This is a genomic window from Phaeobacter sp. JH20_29 (assembly GCF_048056175.1).
GTDB lineage: Bacteria > Pseudomonadota > Alphaproteobacteria > Rhodobacterales > Rhodobacteraceae > Phaeobacter > Phaeobacter bryozoorum.
Map to the genome: position 1 here is coordinate 634,345 of NZ_JAYMWO010000013.1, position 20,413 is coordinate 654,757.

The following is a 20,413-nucleotide window of genomic DNA, read 5'->3' on the forward strand; positions in this document are numbered from 1 at the left end:
AAACCCTGCGAAACCGTTTTGGAGACCTTAACTTATGCTCGCCCCCTCAGACCCAGCGCCCTCCTTTAACCTGCCCCGCGACGGCGGTGGCACCGTGACGTTGGAGGAGCTGCGCGGCAAGGCCGTTGTCCTGTTTTTCTACCCCCGCGATGATACCCCGGGCTGCACCAAGGAATCCATCGGATTTTCCGAGCACCTGCAGGCCTTTGCCGATGCCGGAACCGTGGTCTATGGCATCTCCAAGGATCCGGTTGCCAAACACGACAAATTTGTCGCCAAACACGGGCTGACCACGCCGCTTCTGTCCGACGCCGACGGCACCACCTGCGAGGATTATGGCGTCTGGAAAGAAAAGAACATGTACGGCAAGAAACACTGGGGGATCGAACGCTCGACCTTCCTCATCGATGCCGAGGGCAATATCGCCCGGATCTGGCGCAAGGTGAAGGTTGACGGCCATGTCGCCGAGGTGCTGGAGGCGGCGCAGGCGCTCTGAACGCGGCCCCATCCCGCCAGCCATTCCGCCCACCGCGCCGGCCGCCCCGCTGATCCAGATCGGCCTGACGCGGGGCCGCCTATCGGGTTGCGCGCCACAGCCGCCGGTGGCAGGGAGGGACAAGAGCAGCCCACCGCCAGTAACGGACCCGCCCAGATGACCAGCGACGCCCCGCAGACCGCAGCCGAGACCACCGCCCCGCTCACCCTTGCGCAGATGGCGCAGCAGGTGCTGACCACCGCCGACGGGCGCGAGAAAACCGCGCTGTCGCGTCGCCACGCCGCGCACTGGTTTGCCTCGCGCGCCGGTGATGCGGATAAGATCGAGATCGGCACCGCCAACCCGCCGCTGCACCCGGCCCGCCCCGAGCGCCCGGAGCTGCTGAACCCCCGCGATGTGCCGCGCCGCCGCCCCGGATCAGAGGCCGGCCGCAAGGCGCTGCTACATGCGGTAGCCCATATCGAACTGAATGCGGTGGATCTGCACTGGGACATCATCGCCCGCTTTTCTCATGTGCCGATGCCGCTTGGCTTCTTTGACGACTGGGTCAAGGCGGCAGATGAAGAATCCAAACATTTCAATCTGATGTGTGATTGTCTTGAGGCACTGGGCAGCCATTACGGAGATCTTCCGGCCCATGCCGGCATGTGGCGCGCCGCCGAGGACACCGCCGAGGATCTGATGGGTCGGCTCGCCGTTGTGCCGATGGTGCTTGAGGCGCGCGGCCTGGATGTGACCCCCGGCATGATCGAGATTTTCCGCAAGGCCAAGCTCACCCAGGCGGTTGATGCGCTGGAGGTGATCTACGCCGAAGAGGTCAGCCATGTGGCCTATGGATCGAAATGGTTCCATTTCCTCTGCGGGCGCGACAATCTGGACCCGAAAGAGGTCTTTCACGATCTCGTCGGTCGATATTTCCATGGCCATCTGAAACCGCCCTTCAACGAGGAAAAACGTGCCGAGGCCGGCATCCCGCCAGATTTCTACTGGCCGCTCACCGAAGATATCCCGATGAAGCCCCCGGCCCTGCGCTAGGCCACCCACAGCCGCAACAGGCGCGGGGCGCGGCGCCATCGGCTCCGCGAAGTGGCCAATAACGCGCACTCCCAGCGGCCTGCGCAGGACGCCGCAGACGGTCCAGCAACCTGACCTGAACACCCCTCCGATCCGGTAAGCCTGCCCCGTGTCGGCAGGCCGACCGCCGCAGCCCCATTACCGGCCTCACACCCCGGATCGGGCGGTTATCGGCGATTTTTCGCTCATTCACCCGCTGATCTTCGCCCTGCCGCGCGGTTTCCGCGCCCTCCCGCCGAACACCGGGCCAACAGGCTTGCCCAAATTCCTCCGGCTGGCTATTCCCTTTCGCCATGGCGCGTATCTGCGCGTCCAGGCACTGCGACAGGGGCGCTCCGAGGGGGACCGGAACCGACCGTCACACCGGCAGGAGGAGCGCCGGTACAGGCAGTGCGACAACTGGGGCAGGACAAGGACCAAAGCGTGCGAACACGTCTGGCAATCAAAATTCACGCATTTCTTGAACGTCGTTTCCCGGAGCGACGTGTGTTCCTCAAATCCGACACGGATACCCGTTTCATCCGGCTGCGCTCCGAAACCCAGCTCATCGCCTTTGCCGGCATGGCGCTGCTGGTGGCCTGGTCCATCGTCGCCACCGCCATCGTGCTGATGGACAGCATCGGTTCCGGCAATTTCCGCGAACAGGCCAAGCGCGACCAGATGACCTATCGTGCGCGGCTCAATGCGCTGTCGAGCGAGCGCAACGACCGCGCCGCCGAGGCGCTGGCCGCCCAGGAACGGTTCAACGCCGCTCTGACGCAGATTTCTTCCATGCAATCCGAGCTGCTGGCCTCCGAGACCCGCCGCCGTGAGCTGGAAACCGGCATCGAGGTGATCCAGACCACTCTGCGCCAGACCATGAAGGATCGCGAAGCTGCCCGCGACGCCCTCGCCGCGCTGAAACAGGAAACCGCCGCCGACAGCCCGGCCCAGCTGATGGCCGTCAGCGCGCCCGTGCAGATGGAATTCATGGCCGAGGCGCTGGCCGAAACCGCCGCGGAGCGTGACCAGATCGAAGCCAATGCCCAATCCGCGCTTGAACAGCGCGACGCGCTGGAGCTGGAACTGCGACTGATGGATGAGCGCAACGATCAGATCTTCCGCCAGCTGGAAGAGGCGATGGAAGTCTCCGTCGCCCCCCTCGACAAGATGTTCCGCAGTGCCGGAATGCCCACCGACCGTATCCTTGAACAGGTCCGGCGCGGTTACAGCGGTCAGGGCGGTCCGCTCAGCCCTTTAGCCCTGTCCACGCGCGGTGAGGAACCCACCCGCGAAGAGCGCAGAGCCAACGACCTGCTGCACCAGATGAACCAGCTGAACCTTTATCGGCTGGCCGCGCAGAAGGCCCCTTTCGCCTCGCCGGTGAACCTCAACCTGGTGCGCCGCAGCTCCGGCTTTGGTTATCGTCGCGACCCCAAAACCGGCGGCCGCCGCCTGCACAAAGGCTCCGATTTCGCCGGACAGACCGGCACCGATATCTTTGCCACCGCCGATGGCGTGGTGACTCATGCCGGCTGGCAATCCGGCTACGGAAAACTTGTGACAATTCAACATGCCTTTGGCATTGAGACGAAATATGCCCATAATTCGAAACTCCGCGTGAAGGTCGGTCAAAGGGTCTCGCGCGGGGATCACATTGCTGATATGGGTAACACCGGACGGTCCACCGGGACCCACCTCCACTATGAGGTTCGGGTCAATGGCAACCCCGTAAACCCGATGATCTATATCAAGGCTGCGAGAAATGTTTTCTAAAAGCAAAATCAACGAGCCCGGCCAGAAAGCGGCCGAAGCAACCCCTGCGGCACCTGCGCCGTCTTCCGCTCCGGTTCCGCCCGCCAGCGATTTCAAGGCCACCGCGCCCAAGGCCAAGCCACCGGCCTCCGTGCTCAGCTCGGATCTGCACATCACCGGCAACCTCAAGACCACCGGCGATATCCAGGTCGAAGGCACCGTCGAAGGCGATATTCGCGCCCATCTGCTGACCATTGGCGAAAGCGCCACTATCAAGGGCGAAGTGACCGCCGATGACGTGGTGATCAATGGCCGCATTGTCGGTCGTGTGCGCGGCCTGAAGGTACGCCTGACCTCGACCGCCCGCGTCGAAGGCGACATCATCCACAAGACCATCGCAATCGAAAGCGGCGCCCATTTCGAAGGCTCCGTTCAGCGTCAGGACGACCCGCTGAACCCCGGCAAAGCCGCAGCGCCCCGCGCCGCAGCCCCGGCACCGGCCCCCTCCGCCGCCGTCTCCGCAGCCACCGCCGCGCATAAAGCCGAGAGCTGATCCGAGCCTTCCATTGGCCGTATCGATAAAAAATCAACGCCGCAGGTTCCGCCTGCGGCGTTTTTGCTGCGCCGTGGTCATCTGCCCGTCTGACCCGACTATCCCAGCACGCGGACGCGACGTCGCCCGGTGAATGCAGCGCGATTCTTAGGCGCGGATCTTGCAGGCATAGGTTGCTGAGTGTACGAGACCGTTAAAGTTGCAGGCATTTGGTCTGCTGCATCTCTCATCAGGATCTCTTTCTGTTATGGCAATTTTTACTGTAAATGATCCCACCGGAACGCTGACCCTGGATGGCATCAACGATCTTGGGTTTGCAGGTCTAAGCCTGAGTAGCCGAACCAGCAACCGGCTGTACTTTACCTCCCCCAGCGATACCTCGGTCACCCTGACCGGAACCTTCACCTCATCCTCTCCCTACCTGTGGACCGTGAACTCCATGTCCGTGGCGACCGGCAGGACAACGGTCTATTCCTTCAGCGAATTTTCGATGAACTTCTATCGGTTCGCCTCGTCCAGCGGCAGCGCTCTCGAAGCTGCGCTGCTGACCGGTGATGATACCATCACCTCCAACATGACCGAGGGCAACCGCTGGCTGGCCTATGGCGGCGACGATGTCATCAGCCTTGGCACCGGCAATGACTATGTAAATGGCGGCACTGGCACCGATCGTTTGATCATCAACGACAATTTTGGCCGCGCTTCCGCGTCGTCCTTCTATGGAACCATCACGCTGGAGTCCGCCGATGGCCGCGACACGCTGGTGTCGATCGAACAGCTGCAATTTGCCAACCGCAGCTTCGCGCTGCGCACCGGCAGCAGTTTCGACAACACGCTGAGCGGCGATCAGGATGCCCAGCTGACCAGCGACATGATGCTTGGTGGACGTGGCGCCGATACGCTCTCTGGCCTCTCCGGGCGCGACATGTTGCTGGGCGAAGAAGGCAACGATCGCCTGCTCGGCGGCACGGGCCATGACACGCTGAAAGGCGGCGATGGGGATGATCTCCTGCTTGGCGGCACCGGGCGTGACTGGCTGGCTGGCGATCTTGGCGACGATATTATCGTCGGCGGGTCCCACGGTGACAAACTCATCGGCGGCGGCGGGAATGACCAGCTGCGCGGTCAGTCAGGTCACGACCTCCTGCGCGGCAACTCCGGCCAGGATACACTCCTGGGCGGCCAGGGAGACGACCGCCTCTATGGTGATGGCGGCAGCGACCGGCTGATCGGTCAGGAGGGTGACGATACGCTGACCGGCGGCGCTCACGCCGATACCTTTGTCTTCCATCGTGGCTATGGCAGCGATGTCATCACCGATTTCACCCTTGGCGAGGATCTTATTCAGATCGGGCGTGGCGCGGATGGGGTCGAGGATCTCACCTTCACCCAGCTGGGCGCCGATGTTCAGATTGCCTTCGCCGATGTCACCATTCTGGTCGAGAACAGCACGCTTGAGCAGATCGAGGCGGCGGACAATTTCCTCTTCTGAGCGATATCGCAGATCTGCACTGACCAAGGGCGCCCCCAATCGGGGCGCCTTTTTCAATACCACAGGCGACAAGTCCGGCGTGCACACGGTGCAGAGTTTTCGCAACAGAATTAACAAAGGTTAATTATTCGTTAACCCGAGACTTCCCCGATCCAGACCCGCCCCCTAGGTTTCCGACAAAAGCATCAAAAAGATGCAACGGGCATTCAGGCAGTAGGTCAGACCATGGCAGAGCTTTTTGTAGCGGCCGCGTCAAATATGGCGCCGCCGTTTGATTTCAATGACTTCGACTTTACCAAAGTGGCTGTTCTCAGCACATCCGAGACCCAGATCGCCGTGCAATACCGCGACTTTGTGCTGGTGTTTCAGGGCAGGTTCACCTTTGACGAGACCGGCAATCTGACTGCGGACAGCCCGCTCAACAGCTTTGCCCTGTTCCACCACCAGACCCTGATCCTGTCGGTCAGCGGCTTCAGCCTGCCCTCGCAGATGATTGCCACCAGTGACCTTTATTCGCTGCTGGCACTGGCGCTGGCGGGGGATGACACCATCACCTCGGCCTGGAACGGTGGCGAGCGGATCCAGGGGTTTGGTGGCAACGACACCATTCAGGCAGGCGGCGGCAATGATACCATCATCGGCGGCCCCGGCGAGGATGAGCTGCGACTGGCGGAGGGGATCACCAGCTACAGCTTTGCCTTTGACGACATCGCAGGCGCGCAGCTCACGACGCGGGCCGGACAGGACCTGCTGCTCAGCGTGGAGACGGTGCGCCTCGCCACCCAGACCCTGCATATTCAGGAAGGCGGCAGCGCCGACGATATCCTGACCACCCGCAACGCGGCGGAGAGCAACAGCTCCGACATGATCCATGGCCGGGGCGGCAATGACAGCATCACCGGCGGCGCGGGCAGGGATTTCCTGCTGGGCGGCACCGGCGCCGACACCCTGTCGGGCGGGCGCAACAATGATTTCCTCGACGGCGAGCTGGGGGACGATCACCTCTCCGGTGAGGCCGGTCACGACAACCTGCGTGGCAGTCTTGGCAATGACACGCTGATCGGCGGCGCTGGCAATGACACCCTGCGTGGCGACAACGAGATTGGCCCGGCCGAAAATGCCAATGACCTGCTGATCGGCGGCAGCGGCCACGACAGCCTTGACGGCAACGCAGGCCACGACACGCTGAGGGCCGGTAGTGGCGCCGACACGCTTGATGGCGGCGACGGCAATGACCGGCTTGACGGTGGCAACGGGCGCGATCTGATCACCGGTGGGACCGGCGATGACAGCCTGACCGGTGGGCGCGGCAATGACACGATGACCGCCGGTACCGGCAGCGACCGGCTCAGCGGCGGCGGTGGCCACGACGTGATGCGCGGCGATGCCGGCGATGATCTCCTGCTGGGCGGGCGCGGGCATGACACGCTGTTTGGCAGCGACGGCGCCGACCGGCTCATCGGTCAGTCCGGCCATGACCGCCTGACTGGCGGCAGCGGTGCCGACAGTTTTGTCTTTGGCCGTGGTTCCGGTCAGGACACCATCACCGATTTCCGCCTTGGCGAGGATGTGATCGAGATCACCCGCGGTGCAACCCGCATCGACCACCTTGGATTTGCACAGCTCGGCGCGGATGTGCGCGTCACCTTCGCCAATGTCTCCCTGCTGGTCGAAGACGTGACCGTCGATCAGCTGATGGATACCGATAACTTCCTGTTCTGATTAGATACCGCTCTCAGAATATGGCTATGGGCGCGCCTTTGCCGGTGCGCCCTCTTTTTCGTGCAGAACTCGGTTGAGCACCGCCCCCTCACTCCAGCATCCAGCGCCCCTTGGGCCAGAAGGCGTGATAGGCAAAGGCAAACATCACATCATGGGCCAGATCCGCACCGTTCTGTCCCCGCACCCGCACCGATCCGACGTCGCGCCCCTTGCCCAGCTGCCCGGCATCCAGCGCCGAGGCCTGCCCGGCCCGCCAGCTGAGGACCACCCCCGCCTCGCGGATTTCCCCGGCCTTAGCCAAGCGCGCCAGGGGCCAGGCCCGGTCCCCCACCCGCACCACACGCGCCAGCGGCGCGATACCATGGGGCGGCGGTGCGCCATCATATAGAAACGGCCAGTTCGACCGGTCATAGCCCTGATAGGGATTGCGGCCATAGCTGCGGTTGTGGCGCGGCTCAGCCATCACCAGACCCTCTGGGTAGGCGGCGCGAAATGCCTGCCAGCTGTCCAGCCAGCTCGGCAGCTGCCGCAGCTCTCGGCCCGTCATTTCGCCCACGATGCCGGTGCCCGTGGCCTGCTGCCACCAGCTCTCGCTCTCGCGGTCATACATCACCATATCGGACTGGCGCAGCTTGCCGGTGACGCCAAAGCTCAGGGTGCGGCCAGCCACCCGCCGGTCAAAGCTCATGGCGGAATTGCACAAGGGACAATAGGTGATCGCAACCGGCATGCCACCGACCCGGTCATTGACGATTTCATGCCAGATCAGATAGCGCAGCGGATAGGCCCGCGCCGCCTGCCCCGGCAGATCCAGCACCACCACCGGTTCGGCGGGGCTCAGCCCCGTCACCTGCGCCGCCGGGTGAAACGCCGGATCGCTCAGCGCCGGAATGCCATCCTTTGGCGGACCACCGGATTTGATCTCATCCCAGCTGGCCACGGCGGAGCGACTGAAATCGGTCTGCGGCCACTCCCGCGCCCATTGCGCCGGATCAGCCGCCGCCGCAACAGCGCCCAGCACCACCAGCAAAGCCGCCAGCACAGCGCCGACTGTCCCGGCGCGCAGCGGATCCCGTTTCCCTATCGCCAGCCGTGACATCTCTGCGCTCCCCCTTGACCTGCGACCAGCTTCGCAACTGATCTTGAGGCGCACAGCCTGCCGCAAAATCCCCTCACATGCACCGCACAAGCCCGTGACAGGCGTGCATATCCCAGGCTGAAACGGCAAACGGCCCGCACCACGCAGGGTACGGGCCGTTGCAATATAAATCAGGTCAATCCGGCAGGCCGGATCGCAGGATCACTCGGTCACTGTGACTGTTTTCATCACATCGGGCTGGCCGACAACGGCGCCGTTCTGACTGCTGCTGCCGCGCTTGATCGTGTCAACCACATCCATGCCCTCGGTCACCTTGCCCACAATGGTGTACTGACCATTGAGGAAATGCCCCGGCGCAAACATGATGAAGAACTGCGAATTGGCGCTGTCGGGATCCTGCGAGCGGGCCATGCCGACCACACCGCGATCAAACTCCAGATCGGAGAATTCGGCCGGCAGGTCCGAGCGCTCGGAACCGCCCATGCCTGCGCGGCGCATATCGCCACCCAGCTTGCCGAATTCCACATCACCGGTCTGCGCCATAAAGCCTTCGATCACGCGGTGAAACACCACGCCATCATATTTGCCCTCGGCTGCCAGCGCAGTGATCTGCTCGACATGTTTGGGGGCCACATCCTCGAACAGGTCAATCTTGATGGTGCCATTGGCGCCCTCGCCTTCGACCGCGATCTCCAGACCGCTGGCCAGCGCAGGCCCCGCCATCAGCGCAAATACCGCTGCCAGCTTATACATCGGCTGCCACCTTGACGCTGATCATGCGGTCGGGGTTCGCAGGCGGCTCGCCACGGGTGATCGCATCGACATGTTCCATACCTTCGATCACGCGGCCATAGACCGTGTACTGACCGTTCAGGAAATGGTTGTCCTTGAAGTTGATGAAGAACTGCGAATTGGCCGAATCCGGATTGGCGGAGCGCGCCGCGCCCAGCGTGCCACGGTCATGCGGCAGCTTGGAGAATTCCGCCGGCACATTCGGCAGGTCAGAGCCGCCGGTGCCTGCCATGCGCAGGTTGAACCCGTCTTCCATATCGCCGTGCTGCACGTCGCCGGTCTGCGCCATAAAGCCGTCGATCACCCGGTGAAACGCCACATTGTCATATTCACCGCCACGGGCCAGCTCTTTCATGCGTGCGCTGTGCTGGGGGGCCACATCGGGCAGCAGCTCGATCACCACCTTGCCGTCTTTCAGCTCCATGATGATGGTGTTTTCGGGATCCTTGATCTCGGCCATGTGGCCCTCCTGTGCTTTGCATTCGCCCGATAGTTAAGCCCCGCGCCGCCGATTGCCAAGGGAGCTTTGGTCACGGAGCATTGACTGGGCGGCAAAAAGCCCCGAAACATCGCGCCAACAGCGCCAGCCCGCCTCCGCGCGACTGGCCTCGCACAGCACGACCAACACACGCGACCAACAGAAGGATATGATCATGGGCTGGACCGCACTCGACAAGATGGACCTGGCAGGCAAGTGCGTTCTGGTGCGCGTCGATATCAATGTCCCGGTCGAGGATGGCCGCGTCACCGATGACACCCGCATTCAGCGCGTCGCCCCAACGGTCAAGGATATCCTCGCCAAGGGCGGCACCCCGATTCTGCTGGCCCATTTCGGCCGCCCCAAGGGCAAGGTTGTCGAAGAGATGTCGCTGCGCCCGCTGGTGCCAGCACTTGAGGCCGCCTTCGACGCGCCGGTGACCTTTGCCGCCGATTGTCGCGGCCCTGCCGCCGAGGCCGCGCTGGCGGGCCTGCCCGCAGGTGCCGTGCTGCTGCTGGAAAACACCCGCTTCCACGCGGGCGAGGAGAAGAATGACGCCGCTCTTGCGGCTGAGATGGCCCAGCTGGGCGATATCTATTGCAACGATGCGTTCTCCGCCGCCCACCGCGCCCATGCCTCGACCGAGGCGCTGGCCCGTCTGCTGCCCGCCTGCGCTGGTCGTCTGATGGAGGCTGAGCTGACAGCGCTTGACGCAGCCCTCGGCCAACCCCAGCGCCCGGTCACCGCCGTGGTTGGCGGTGCCAAGGTCTCCACCAAGCTGGAACTGCTGGGCAACCTCGTCGGCAAGGTCGACAATCTGGTGATCGGTGGCGGCATGGCCAATACCTTTCTCGCCGCACAGGGCATTGATGTGGGCAAGTCGCTTTGCGAGCACGATATGGCCGACACCGCCCGCGAGATCCTGACCAAAGCCGAGGCCGCAGGCTGCAAGATCATCCTGCCCGTCGACGTCGTCGTCGCACGCGAATTCAAGGCCGGGGCCGACAATGAAACCGTCGCCGCCGACGCCTGCCCCGCCGATGCGATGATCCTCGACGCAGGCCCGCAGACTGTCGCTGCCGTCGCCGATACGCTCTCCGCCTCCAAAACGCTGATCTGGAATGGCCCCATGGGCGCCTTTGAAATCGCGCCCTTCGATGCTGCCACCAATGCCGCCGCACAACAGGCCGCCGCGCTGACCAGATCCGGTGCGCTGGTCAGCGTCGCGGGGGGCGGCGATACCGTTGCGGCCCTCAATCAGGCCGGGGCCGCGGCTGATTTCACCTATATCTCCACCGCGGGCGGTGCCTTCCTGGAATGGATGGAGGGCAAGACCCTGCCCGGCGTCGCCGCACTGGAGGGCTGACCCGAATCTGCCACCTGTCGCAGGCCGGAGGCCGGTATCGCCGCCAAAAGGTTAAGATCGCGGAGACCCGCAAGATCCGTTAACCACTTATTAACACCTCGCACCCCTGCCATCCGGTTGGGGTGCGTTTTTGCGTCAGAATGTTCATAATTAACAATTTTCACCTTTCACAAACCATGATGCCTGTGGCAGTATTGTTGCAGACGCCGGGTAAACCGGCGCGAGACTTGAGCAGCAGATCATACAGGCCATCACCGTGACCCGAACCAATCGACCCTCTCTGGGTGCATTCGTCTTTTCCACGATTGCATTCGCGCTGAGCGCATATTTCACCTTCGCTGCCGTGCAGGGGGATTTCGGGTTGTTCAGGCGGGTCGAGATCCAGGCCGAAGTGGAAGCGCTGCGTCAGGATCTCGACCAGCTGAAGCGTGAGACCGCGCAGATGGAGAACCTCACCCACCGGCTGTCCGATGATTACCTCGATCTGGACCTGCTGGATGAACAGGCCCGCTCCGTTCTGGGCCTGCTGCGCTCGGATGAAATCGTCATCCGCTAAACAGCCGCCCCGGCGCAGACCGCTCTGAAACATGTGATCGCCCGCAGCCTCGCTCGCGGGCGTTTTGCTGTCCGGCGGGCGCGAGGCTGCGCCGCGCGACGCCAGCCGAAACCCCACGCCGCAGGCCAGCCCCCGATCAGCCCTCAGGTCAACGCCCCGGGACACCGCTGAAACACTGGTGAAACACCATCGCCTTTACCCCTTAGTGACGGCACGTCATAATAACACTCGCATGACGTAACAAAATCCATTATGAACTAGTTTAGCATTAAACTATCTAGCCTTAAGGGGGAGCCCGCCACTATGGCTGCGAGAAAAAGTGTCAAGAAACCAAACGTTTCTGCCGAAGAGCTACTCGAGTACTACCGCGAGATGCTGCTGATCCGGCGATTCGAGGAAAAGGCAGGCCAGCTCTATGGCATGGGTCTGATTGGCGGCTTCTGCCATCTCTACATCGGACAGGAAGCGGTTGTTGTCGGCCTTGAGGCCGCCGCCGAAGAGGGCGACAAACGCGTCACCTCCTACCGCGACCACGGCCATATGCTGGCCTGTGGCATGGACCCCAACGGCGTCATGGCCGAGCTGACCGGACGCGAAGGCGGCTACTCAAAGGGCAAAGGCGGCTCGATGCACATGTTCTCGAAAGAGAAACATTTCTACGGCGGCCACGGCATCGTCGGCGCGCAGGTGCCACTGGGCGCAGGCCTCGCCTTCTCCGACAAATACAAAGGCAACGACCGCGTGACATTCGCCTATTTCGGTGATGGCGCCGCCAACCAGGGTCAGGTCTACGAGACCTACAACATGGCCCAGCTCTGGGATCTGCCGGTCGTCTTCGTGATCGAGAACAACCAATACGCCATGGGCACCTCGGTGCAGCGCTCGACCAAATCCCCCGCCCTGTGGAAACGCGGCGAAGCCTACGGCATCAAGGGCGAGGAAGTGGACGGCATGGATGTGCTGGCCGTGAAAGAGGCCGGCGAACGCGCCGTCGCCCACTGCCGCGCAGGCAAAGGCCCCTATATCCTTGAGGTCAAGACCTACCGCTACCGTGGCCACTCCATGTCCGACCCCGCCAAGTACCGCACCCGCGAAGAGGTGCAGAAAATGCGCGAGGAACGCGATCCCATCGAACAGGTCCGCGACATGCTGCTCACCGGCAAACATGCAAGCGAGGACGACCTCAAGGTGATCGACAAAGAGATCAAGGACATCGTCAACAAATCCGCAGACTTCGCCAAGGAGAGCCCGGAACCGGCGCTCGATGAACTCTGGACCGATATTTATGCGGATGAGCTGCCGCAAGAAACCGCCTGAGGGGACGTAATACGATATGGCAACTGAAATCCTGATGCCCGCCCTGTCGCCGACCATGGAGGAAGGCACCCTGGCCAAATGGCTGGTCAAAGAGGGCGATACAGTAAATTCCGGCGATATTCTGGCCGAGATCGAAACCGACAAGGCGACGATGGAATTCGAAGCCGTTGACGAAGGCGTCATCGGCAAGATCCTGATCGGTGAAGGCACCGAGAACGTAAAGGTCAACAGCCCGATCGCCGTGCTGCTGGAAGAGGGCGAAAGCTACGACCCCGATGCGGCCCCCGCAGCATCCGCGCCCTCCACAAGCGAAGCGCCGGCGGCAGAGGCACCTGCGGCGCCCGCAACCGCCGCCGCTGCTGCCGCAGCCCCCGCCGCACCCGAGGTGGACACCACCCCGGACTGGCCCGAGGGCACCGAAGTGGTGCAGACCACGGTCCGCGAAGCCCTGCGCGACGCCATGGCCGAGGAAATGCGCCGCGACGGCGATGTCTTCCTGATGGGCGAGGAAGTCGCCGAATATCAGGGCGCCTATAAGATCTCTCAGGGTCTGTTGGACGAATTCGGCTCCAAGCGCGTGATCGACACCCCGATCACCGAACATGGTTTTGCCGGCATCGCCACCGGTGCGGCCTTTGGCGGTCTGCGCCCGATTGTGGAGTTCATGACCTTCAACTTCGCCATGCAGGCGATTGACCACATCATCAACTCTGCCGCCAAGACGCTCTATATGTCCGGCGGTCAGATGGGGGCACCGATGGTGTTCCGTGGTCCCAACGGTGCCGCTGCCCGCGTGGGCGCGCAGCACAGCCAGGATTACGCCGCCTGGTACATGCAGATCCCCGGCCTGAAGGTGGCGATGCCCTACTCCGCCTCCGACGCCAAGGGTCTGATGAAAACCGCGATCCGCGACAACAACCCGGTGATCTTCCTCGAGAACGAGATCCTCTACGGCAAATCCTTTGAAGTGCCGAAGCTGGATGATTACACCGTTCCCTTTGGCAAGGCCCGGATCTGGCGGGAAGGCACTGACGTCACCATCGTCTCCTTTGGCATCGGCATGACCTATGCGCTGGAAGCGGCGGAGAAACTGGCCGAGGATGGCATCAGCGCCGAGGTCATCGACCTGCGCACCCTGCGCCCGATGGACACCGGCTCCATCATCAAATCGGTGATGAAGACCAACCGTCTGGTTACAGTTGAGGAAGGCTGGCCGCAGGGCTCTGTTGGCAGCTATATCTCCTCTGTGGTGATGCAGGAGGCCTTTGATTACCTCGATGCCCCGGTGATCACCTGCACCGGCAAGGACGTGCCCATGCCCTATGCCGCCAATCTCGAAAAACACGCGCTGGTCACCACCGATGAGGTGATCGAAGCGGTGAAACAAGTGACCTACCGGTAAGGAGAGACAGCGATGCCCACAGAAATCCTGATGCCCGCCCTCTCTCCCACCATGGAGGACGGCACCCTTGCCAAATGGCTCGTGAAGGAAGGCGACACCGTCGCCTCCGGCGACCTGCTGGCAGAGATTGAAACCGACAAGGCGACGATGGAATTCGAAGCCGTCGACGAAGGGGTGATCGGCAAGATCCTGATCCCCGAAGGCAGCGAAGGCGTGAAGGTCAACAGCCCCATCGCCGTGCTGCTGGAAGAGGGCGAAAGCGCCGACGACATCGGCGCCACCCCGGCTGCCCCCGCCGCCGCGGCAGACAAGGCCGCCCCTGCGGCGTCCGAGGAAGCCGCCCCGGCCTCTTCCCCGGCGCCGGCAGAGGCCGCCGCTGCGGCAACACCCGCGCCCGCAGCCCCGCAGGGCGCCGATGGCAACCGCATCTTTGCATCGCCCCTGGCGCGCCGTATCGCGGCTGACAAAGGGCTGGATCTGGCCGCCATCTCCGGCTCCGGCCCCCGTGGCCGCATCGTGAAGGCCGATGTGGAAAACACCAAACCACAGGCCGCCGCCGCCCCGGCAGCAGCCACTCCGGCAGCCGCCGCAGCCCCTGCCGCAGCCGCCGCCCCCACAGGCCCCTCCGCCGATCAGGTCGCCCGCATGTACGAAGGCCGCAGCTATGAGGAGGTCAAACTGGACGGCATGCGCAAAACCATCGCCGCCCGCCTCACCGAGGCCAAGCAGACGGTGCCGCATTTCTACCTGCGCCGCGACATCCAGCTGGATGCGCTGCTGAAGTTCCGCGGCGAGCTGAACAAACAGCTCGAGGGCCGTGGCGTCAAACTCTCGGTCAACGACTTCATCATCAAGGCCTGCGCCCTGGCGCTGCAGGCCGTGCCGGATGCCAATGCCGTCTGGGCCGGTGACCGCGTGCTGAAGATGGAGGCCTCCGATGTGGCGGTTGCCGTCGCGATCGAAGGCGGCCTGTTCACACCCGTTCTGCAAAACAGCGAGACCAAATCACTCTCGACGCTGTCGACGGAGATGAAAGACCTCGCCAAACGCGCCCGCGACCGCAAACTTGCGCCGCATGAATATCAGGGCGGCAGCTTTGCGATCTCCAACCTCGGCATGTTCGGCATCGACAATTTCGACGCCATCGTGAACCCGCCACACGCAGGCATCCTTGCCGTCGGCGCAGGGGTGAAGAAACCGGTTGTCGGTGCGGATGGCGAACTGGCCGTGGCCACCGTCATGTCGGTGACCATGTCCGTCGACCACCGCGTCATCGACGGCGCACTTGGCGCCGAACTGCTGAACGCGATCAAGGACAACCTTGAAAATCCGATGATGATGCTGGCCTAAACCGCCACAGGTCAACGGACGAGCAAAAGGAAAGGACCGGCGCAGCGCTCCGGTCCTTTTTTTGTGGAGCGGGTGTCTTGTTCCAAAGGCCAGCTTAAGCCTCCCGCGCGCGGGCGCAGCTGGACGGCTGCCAGAGACAGCGACGCGCAGATAGCGCCATTTGCAAACTCGGCCGTTTGAAGCAACCAGGTGAGGTTTTATGCTGCGGCGCGGCCCGCTGTTCCGGTCATTCGCTGCGACTGCGAGGTGTTGGACCTGGTGAATTCACACACAGCGGGATTTTTCTGCCATTCATTCTTTTTGCTCGAGTGGCTGCTTTTGGAGTGTCCGGTACTTCCCCGGCCTCATTCTAAAATGCGCATTGAAGGCTTCTGAGAAATGGGGGGTGCTTCGGTAGCCGCTTGCTTCCGCGATATCCGGCAAGCTCTTGGAGGAAGACTTCAGCAGGCTGGCGGCGTAGTTCAGCCGGATCCGGGCTGACAGCTCGCCTGGGGTGCAGTCGAACACAGCGCGGGTCAGCCGTGAAAGCGTCCGGCTGGAGGTAGCGATTGCGGCGCATATCTCATCCAGGGGCCTTGGGGCTGAGAGGGTCTGCTCGACCAGCTGAATATAGCGGGCGAGCCGCGGGTCGAGACTTTCCAGCGAACCTTTTAGTCCAATGGATGCAGCAAAGGTTTCCGAACGCTCAGGTTTGAGCAGCACATGCCTGCGGACATTCTCGGCGATTGCAGGGTCGAAGGCCTGCGACAGCAGCTCAAGCATCAGGTCTGTCACCGCATCTCCGCCGACACAGGTTGCAATCCGCTGGTCGATCAGAAAGGGCCGGAATGTGAAACAGGTTTCGGCAAACGCAGTTTCCAGTGCTGGAAGCTGCGCCGGATGTGCCACAGCCCGCCTGCCCGCCAGCAATCCCGCCTGGCCCAGGGCGAAGATACTGGTGCCAAGGCCAATGACCCAGCCGCCATGGCGGTGGCATTCCCGCAGACCGGCCAGAAGGGCCGCTGGGGCGCCTTCCGAACCCGGGTCACGGGACGAACAGACGAACACATAATCGGCCCGTGAAATCACCGGCCAGCCGTGATCTGCCAGGACCACCGCTCCGCAGGAGCTGCGCACCGGGCCTGGGGCGCCGGCGGCGGTAGCCACCTCGACCTGTACGTTGCTGCCGGAGTCATTGGCCATGCGGATCAAGTCACGCGCGATTCCGTAGCCAAAAAGTGAAAACCCGGTGTGAACGGCAAAGACTGCGAGCTTCTTAGGAGGCATTGGCGGTATTCCATATCATTCTGGCAGGATACCGTATTATCGAAGCCTCCGGCCATGCAAATCTGCTGCCAGACGGTGATTGGAGCGGGGGAAACCATGCTGAACATTCTGGGCTGGCAAGGGTATGATGCGGGGCTGGGCAAAGTGTTTGACAGCTTCACCAGCGACACCGGAATTGCGGTTACTTTCCGGGGAGTTCGCAATCAGGATGAGATGCACGCGTCGGCGCAAACCGAAGATTTCGATATCGCCTGCCCGACCACCGACAGGCTGGCCAGCTGGCTTGACAGCGGGCTGATCGCCCCGCTGGATGAGGACCGGGCCGGATACGGGCGGATTGACCCGGCCTTTCATGCCGATGCCCATACGATCATCCGGGGCAAGCGCTATGGCTCACCCAATCTCTGGGGCGGGGCCGGCATCGGGCATCACACAGGTAAGGCGCCGCTTGACGGGGCAGAGGCCAGCCTGATGGCGCTGTTTGACCCTGTTTTTGCCGGGCGCCTGACCCTGCGCGAGGACACGGCCTTTGTCGCTGCCGGGCGGGCGCTGGAAAGTGCCGGCAAGCTGCCGTTCCCGTTTGTCGATTCCTATGCGTTTGAGGAGCGGATGATTGCCAATTACGATGTCATCTGCGCGTTTCTTTCCGGACACGCCGACCATGTTGCCCGCTTCTGGTTCAGCGAGGAAGAGGGCATTGACGCGTTCCGCTCCGGCGGGTGCGTGATCGGCTACAGTTGGGACACGACAATGGCGGCCCTGACGCGGCAGGGCATGCCATTTGCCTTTGCCGCCCCAGCGGAGGGCGCAAATTGCTACCTGCAGAATTTTGTCCTGAGCGCTAGGGCCGACCCGGGCCCCGCGCAGGATTGGATTTCCTGGGTCAACACTCCAAGCGGTTCTGCATTGTATGCCTCAGCCTTTGGGGCCAACCCGGCGGCCCATGGCGCAAGAGAGCTGCTGCCGCCGGACGATCAGGCGTTCTTTGCTGCCAGTTATCCGGACAGTGCCCTGGGTAAGCTTTGGTGGCAGCCCGGGCAACCGTTATGGTTTGTGAAAAACCGTGGCGAATATGCCCGGAAATTCCGTGCGGCAGCCAAGGGATGACAGGCTGGCCTATGCACAGGATCCAGGTTGGAGCGCTCAGCGTGACGGTCCTGCCCCTGGGTGAAATCTTTGACGATCTGCGCGGCTGGTTTCCGCCGGGTTCGCTGGCTGGTGCGGGCGGCGAAACACGGCTGCCGGTGAACTGCCTGCATGTCGGCGGGCCTGGCATTTCAGTTCTGATCGATGCCTGCGATCCCCCGTGCTACCCGGAAACCGGATCTGCAGGCGGCAGCATCGGGCAGCGCCTGGAGGAGGCCGGAATTTCCCCGGGGCGTATAACACATGTCCTTTTGACACATGGGCATCACGACCATTTCTGCGGTGTGGCCGGCCCCGGCAATGAACCTGCCTTCCCAACGGCGCGGCATGTTCTGCCGCCGCAAGACTGGGCCGGCGGCACGCTGACACCTGAAGCGCAACGGGCCGATGGCGATGCCGCCAATCCTGCGCCGCTTGAAATGCTATACCGGCGCGGATTGCTTGACTTTGGCGAAAGCGCCGTTCCCTTGCCGGAAGAAATCAGCCTGATCCAGGCCCCGGGCGAAACCGAGGGCCATTGCGTGGCCCGCATCTCCTCAAAAAGTGAGGTTCTGTTTTTTCTGGCAGATCTATTTCATGTGCGGGCCGAGATTGACAACCCCGCCCTGTGCCCCGTCTGGGCGGATGCGGCCGCGCTGAAGGCAAGCCGCCGCCGGATCCTATCCGCCATGCGCCGCGACAACGCGCGTTTTTTGTGCAGCCACATTTCGGGCGTTCTGTCCCCGGATCTCTTTCCCGATTTCTCAACCAGCCCCTGCGAGACCTCTGCATGACCAAGACAAAGCAACCGAACATCCTGCTGATCATGGCCGATCAGATGACGCCCTTCATGCTTGAGGCATGCGGCGGCACCGGCGCGAGGACGGCAAACATGACCGCGCTGGCCCAGCGTTCGGCCAATTTCACCAATGCCTATACGCCCAGCCCGATCTGCGTGCCCGCGCGGTCCTGTTTCATGACCGGGCTCTATACCTCGACCACCGGCTGTTATGACAATGGCGACCCCTATCACAGTTTCATCCCGACCTTTGCGCATTATCTGGCCAATGCCGGGTATGAGACGGTTTTGGCAGGCAAAATGCATTTCATCGGCGCCGATCAGCTGCACGGGTTCCAGCGCCGCCTGAATACGGACGTTTATCCGTCGGGGTTCATCTGGTCCTACCCGCTGCCTCCGGAAAACGATCCGAACTTCAAAGCCTTTGACTTCACCCCGCAATACCTGGCCGAAAACATCGGGCCGGGTTGGTCGAAGGAGCTTCAATATGACGAAGAGACCCATTTCAAGTCGCTGGAGTTTCTGCGCAACGCCCCGGGCAATCCCTGGCTGCTGACAGTCTCTTTTACCAACCCCCATCCGCCCTACAAGGTCCCTAAGAAGTACTGGGAGAGGTACAAGGATGCAGATATCCCGCTGCCTGACTATCCCGATGACATGGATGCCAGGTATTCTGACTATGATCTCGCTTTGCGCCGCTGGCACGGACTGCATATCCGGGGCGATGAGATCCGCGATCCGGCAAACCTGATTGCGATGCGTCGCGGCTTTGCCGCCTTGGCCCATTATGTAGACGACAAAATCGGCGAGCTTCTGGAGGTTCTCGAAGACAGCGGCCTGCGCGAAGAAACGATCGTCATCGTCACATCGGATCACGGTGAAATGCTGGGGGAAAAGGGCATGATCCAGAAAAGGGGCCTATATGAATGGTCCGCCCGGATCCCGATGTTCATAGACATTCCGGGGGCTGAGCCCCGGCAAATCGGCACACCGGTTTCCTTGCTGGATCTGCCCGCAACCCTGATTGATATCGCCGGGCAGGAACCGGTGCGGCGGCTGGAAGGCCGGTCCCTGCTGCCAGCTATTCACGGGGCCGGTCTTGATGTCATTCCGGTGATTTCCGAATACCACGGCGAAGGGATCATGCGCCCCAGCTTTATGGTGCGGCTGGGCGACTGGAAGTATCATTACTGCCACGGCTCAGCGCCGCAGCTGTACAACGTGGCGCAAGATCCCGGTGAATGGAACAACCTGGCAGGCGATCCCGGTTATACCGAAATCGAAGCTAGGCTGAACCGCGAAATCACCGGCGGCTATTTCGATCTGGAGAAAATCAAATCCGACGTCTGGGACCGGCTTGCCATGAAACAGGTGGTCAATGACGCGATGAAGGCAAACGGCACGGCCTGGGATTATTCAGCGGCCCAGGACGCGGCGTCCCAATACGTCCGCACCTGAAACACGGGGCAACCGGCTTTCGCAGTCGAAATTCGCAGCAAGATAGCGATGCGGCCATTCGAGCTGATTGCAGCACCGGTAGATATGGGCTCACTACCGACTTGCGGCGATGCGGCGGCAGGGTTGCAGTAGATCTCGTACCACAAGCAAGCTACCAGATGACACCAGCCAGCCCAAAGCAGACGGCCGTGCCAGGCCCGGCGCTGGTATCGCCGCAGGTGCAAAGGTCTGCGGCCAAATTCCCGGAAGCGGACGCTCGGCAGGGCCAAGTTGCTTCATGGGATTCTGCGGGTTGCACCGGAGGCGGCGGAGCGCAGTTAGTGACCATTGCAAA

At 62.4% G+C, this 20,413-nt stretch carries 18 protein-coding genes; 14 read left to right on the top strand and 4 right to left on the bottom strand.

From position 1 onward, the window contains the following. Positions 1-34 precede the first annotated feature (34 nt). The 6 genes from VWZ85_RS12760 (at position 35) to VWZ85_RS12785 (ending at position 7,071) form a co-directional block, all read left to right on the top strand. On the top strand, positions 35-496 hold the full coding sequence (locus VWZ85_RS12760) for a peroxiredoxin (protein WP_340545742.1): 462 nt from the start codon (positions 35-37) through the stop codon (positions 494-496). A 156-nt stretch (positions 497-652) separates the two neighbouring features. Then, positions 653-1,531, top strand: a complete 879-nt coding sequence (locus tag VWZ85_RS12765; RefSeq protein WP_416545978.1) for a ferritin-like domain-containing protein — start codon at positions 653-655, stop codon at positions 1,529-1,531. A 462-nt stretch (positions 1,532-1,993) separates the two neighbouring features. Beyond that, entirely contained in the window at positions 1,994-3,325 is a 1,332-nt protein-coding gene (locus VWZ85_RS12770; protein ID WP_340545744.1) for a DUF5930 domain-containing protein, read from the top strand. Next, a complete protein-coding gene (locus VWZ85_RS12775) occupies positions 3,315-3,857 on the top strand; it encodes a bactofilin family protein (RefSeq protein ID WP_416534837.1) in 543 nt (180 codons plus the stop codon). Before VWZ85_RS12770 ends, VWZ85_RS12775 begins: the two co-directional genes overlap by 11 nt. A gap of 247 nt (positions 3,858-4,104) precedes the next feature. Then, positions 4,105-5,349, top strand: coding sequence for a calcium-binding protein (locus tag VWZ85_RS12780; protein ID WP_416588597.1), 1,245 nt, complete (start codon positions 4,105-4,107; stop codon positions 5,347-5,349). A 225-nt stretch (positions 5,350-5,574) separates the two neighbouring features. After that, complete coding sequence (locus VWZ85_RS12785) at positions 5,575-7,071, top strand: calcium-binding protein (RefSeq protein WP_416588599.1); 1,497 nt, start codon at positions 5,575-5,577, stop codon at positions 7,069-7,071. Between the two features lie 88 nt (positions 7,072-7,159). Here VWZ85_RS12785 and VWZ85_RS12790 read toward each other — a convergent pair whose 3' ends face one another. From VWZ85_RS12790 to VWZ85_RS12800, 3 genes are all read right to left on the bottom strand, one after another. Further along, complete coding sequence (locus tag VWZ85_RS12790; protein WP_416588600.1) at positions 7,160-8,170, bottom strand: DUF3179 domain-containing protein; 1,011 nt, start codon at positions 8,168-8,170, stop codon at positions 7,160-7,162. Positions 8,171-8,371: 201 nt separating this feature from the next. Continuing rightward, entirely contained in the window at positions 8,372-8,923 is a 552-nt protein-coding gene (locus tag VWZ85_RS12795; RefSeq protein WP_416588602.1) for a peptidylprolyl isomerase, read from the bottom strand. Next, complete coding sequence (locus tag VWZ85_RS12800; RefSeq protein ID WP_340545749.1) at positions 8,916-9,422, bottom strand: peptidylprolyl isomerase; 507 nt, start codon at positions 9,420-9,422, stop codon at positions 8,916-8,918. Before VWZ85_RS12800 ends, VWZ85_RS12795 begins: the two co-directional genes overlap by 8 nt. A 193-nt stretch (positions 9,423-9,615) precedes the next feature. Here VWZ85_RS12800 and VWZ85_RS12805 point away from each other — a divergent pair, with 193 nt between their 5' ends. The 5 genes from VWZ85_RS12805 to VWZ85_RS12825 all read left to right on the top strand — a co-directional run bounded on the left by VWZ85_RS12805 (position 9,616) and on the right by VWZ85_RS12825 (position 15,431). Then, positions 9,616-10,806 carry a phosphoglycerate kinase gene (locus tag VWZ85_RS12805; protein ID WP_416588605.1) on the top strand — a complete coding sequence of 397 codons (1,191 nt, stop codon included), beginning with the start codon at positions 9,616-9,618 and terminating at the stop codon, positions 10,804-10,806. Between the two features lie 256 nt (positions 10,807-11,062). Beyond that, positions 11,063-11,362, top strand: a complete 300-nt coding sequence (locus tag VWZ85_RS12810; RefSeq protein WP_340545751.1) for an FtsB family cell division protein — start codon at positions 11,063-11,065, stop codon at positions 11,360-11,362. 303 nt (positions 11,363-11,665) lie between these two features. Then, positions 11,666-12,679 (top strand): pyruvate dehydrogenase (acetyl-transferring) E1 component subunit alpha, encoded by a 1,014-nt coding sequence (gene pdhA, locus VWZ85_RS12815; RefSeq protein WP_340545752.1) that lies wholly within the window; start codon positions 11,666-11,668, stop codon positions 12,677-12,679. A gap of 16 nt (positions 12,680-12,695) precedes the next feature. Continuing rightward, positions 12,696-14,081 (top strand): pyruvate dehydrogenase complex E1 component subunit beta, encoded by a 1,386-nt coding sequence (locus VWZ85_RS12820; protein WP_340545753.1) that lies wholly within the window; start codon positions 12,696-12,698, stop codon positions 14,079-14,081. A 12-nt stretch (positions 14,082-14,093) separates the two neighbouring features. Then, positions 14,094-15,431, top strand: a complete 1,338-nt coding sequence (locus tag VWZ85_RS12825; protein ID WP_416588606.1) for a pyruvate dehydrogenase complex dihydrolipoamide acetyltransferase — start codon at positions 14,094-14,096, stop codon at positions 15,429-15,431. Between the two features lie 291 nt (positions 15,432-15,722). On the opposite strand, the gene VWZ85_RS12830 is transcribed toward VWZ85_RS12825, so the two are convergent. After that, a complete protein-coding gene (locus VWZ85_RS12830; protein WP_416588609.1) occupies positions 15,723-16,697 on the bottom strand; it encodes a GlxA family transcriptional regulator in 975 nt (324 codons plus the stop codon). A 96-nt stretch (positions 16,698-16,793) separates the two neighbouring features. Here VWZ85_RS12830 and VWZ85_RS12835 point away from each other — a divergent pair, with 96 nt between their 5' ends. From VWZ85_RS12835 to VWZ85_RS12845, 3 genes are read left to right on the top strand one after another with little or no spacing between them, the layout of a single operon-like run. Continuing rightward, complete coding sequence (locus tag VWZ85_RS12835) at positions 16,794-17,804, top strand: extracellular solute-binding protein (protein ID WP_416588610.1); 1,011 nt, start codon at positions 16,794-16,796, stop codon at positions 17,802-17,804. A gap of 41 nt (positions 17,805-17,845) precedes the next feature. Then, positions 17,846-18,616: an MBL fold metallo-hydrolase gene (locus tag VWZ85_RS12840; protein WP_416588612.1), complete on the top strand. Its 771-nt coding sequence runs from the start codon at positions 17,846-17,848 to the stop codon at positions 18,614-18,616. Next, entirely contained in the window at positions 18,613-20,079 is a 1,467-nt protein-coding gene (locus VWZ85_RS12845) for a sulfatase-like hydrolase/transferase (protein ID WP_416588615.1), read from the top strand. Before VWZ85_RS12840 ends, VWZ85_RS12845 begins: the two co-directional genes overlap by 4 nt. The last annotated feature ends 334 nt before the right edge of the window (positions 20,080-20,413 follow it).

What these genes read in the sequence shown, in the direction of transcription:
- VWZ85_RS12800 (WP_340545749.1), bottom strand. Translation starts at nt 9,422, where the DNA reads ATGGCCGAGATCAAGGATCCCGAAAACACCATCATCATGGAGCTGAAA.
- VWZ85_RS12835 (WP_416588610.1), top strand. Translation starts at nt 16,794, where the DNA reads ATGCTGAACATTCTGGGCTGGCAAGGGTATGATGCGGGGCTGGGCAAA.
- VWZ85_RS12765 (WP_416545978.1), top strand. Translation starts at nt 653, where the DNA reads ATGACCAGCGACGCCCCGCAGACCGCAGCCGAGACCACCGCCCCGCTC.
- VWZ85_RS12795 (WP_416588602.1), bottom strand. Translation starts at nt 8,923, where the DNA reads ATGTATAAGCTGGCAGCGGTATTTGCGCTGATGGCGGGGCCTGCGCTG.
- VWZ85_RS12785 (WP_416588599.1), top strand. Translation starts at nt 5,575, where the DNA reads ATGGCAGAGCTTTTTGTAGCGGCCGCGTCAAATATGGCGCCGCCGTTT.
- VWZ85_RS12820 (WP_340545753.1), top strand. Translation starts at nt 12,696, where the DNA reads ATGGCAACTGAAATCCTGATGCCCGCCCTGTCGCCGACCATGGAGGAA.
- VWZ85_RS12790 (WP_416588600.1), bottom strand. Translation starts at nt 8,170, where the DNA reads ATGTCACGGCTGGCGATAGGGAAACGGGATCCGCTGCGCGCCGGGACA.
- pdhA (WP_340545752.1), top strand. Translation starts at nt 11,666, where the DNA reads ATGGCTGCGAGAAAAAGTGTCAAGAAACCAAACGTTTCTGCCGAAGAG.
- VWZ85_RS12775 (WP_416534837.1), top strand. Translation starts at nt 3,315, where the DNA reads ATGTTTTCTAAAAGCAAAATCAACGAGCCCGGCCAGAAAGCGGCCGAA.
- VWZ85_RS12780 (WP_416588597.1), top strand. Translation starts at nt 4,105, where the DNA reads ATGGCAATTTTTACTGTAAATGATCCCACCGGAACGCTGACCCTGGAT.
- VWZ85_RS12825 (WP_416588606.1), top strand. Translation starts at nt 14,094, where the DNA reads ATGCCCACAGAAATCCTGATGCCCGCCCTCTCTCCCACCATGGAGGAC.
- VWZ85_RS12805 (WP_416588605.1), top strand. Translation starts at nt 9,616, where the DNA reads ATGGGCTGGACCGCACTCGACAAGATGGACCTGGCAGGCAAGTGCGTT.
- VWZ85_RS12845 (WP_416588615.1), top strand. Translation starts at nt 18,613, where the DNA reads ATGACCAAGACAAAGCAACCGAACATCCTGCTGATCATGGCCGATCAG.
- VWZ85_RS12760 (WP_340545742.1), top strand. Translation starts at nt 35, where the DNA reads ATGCTCGCCCCCTCAGACCCAGCGCCCTCCTTTAACCTGCCCCGCGAC.
- VWZ85_RS12830 (WP_416588609.1), bottom strand. Translation starts at nt 16,697, where the DNA reads ATGCCTCCTAAGAAGCTCGCAGTCTTTGCCGTTCACACCGGGTTTTCA.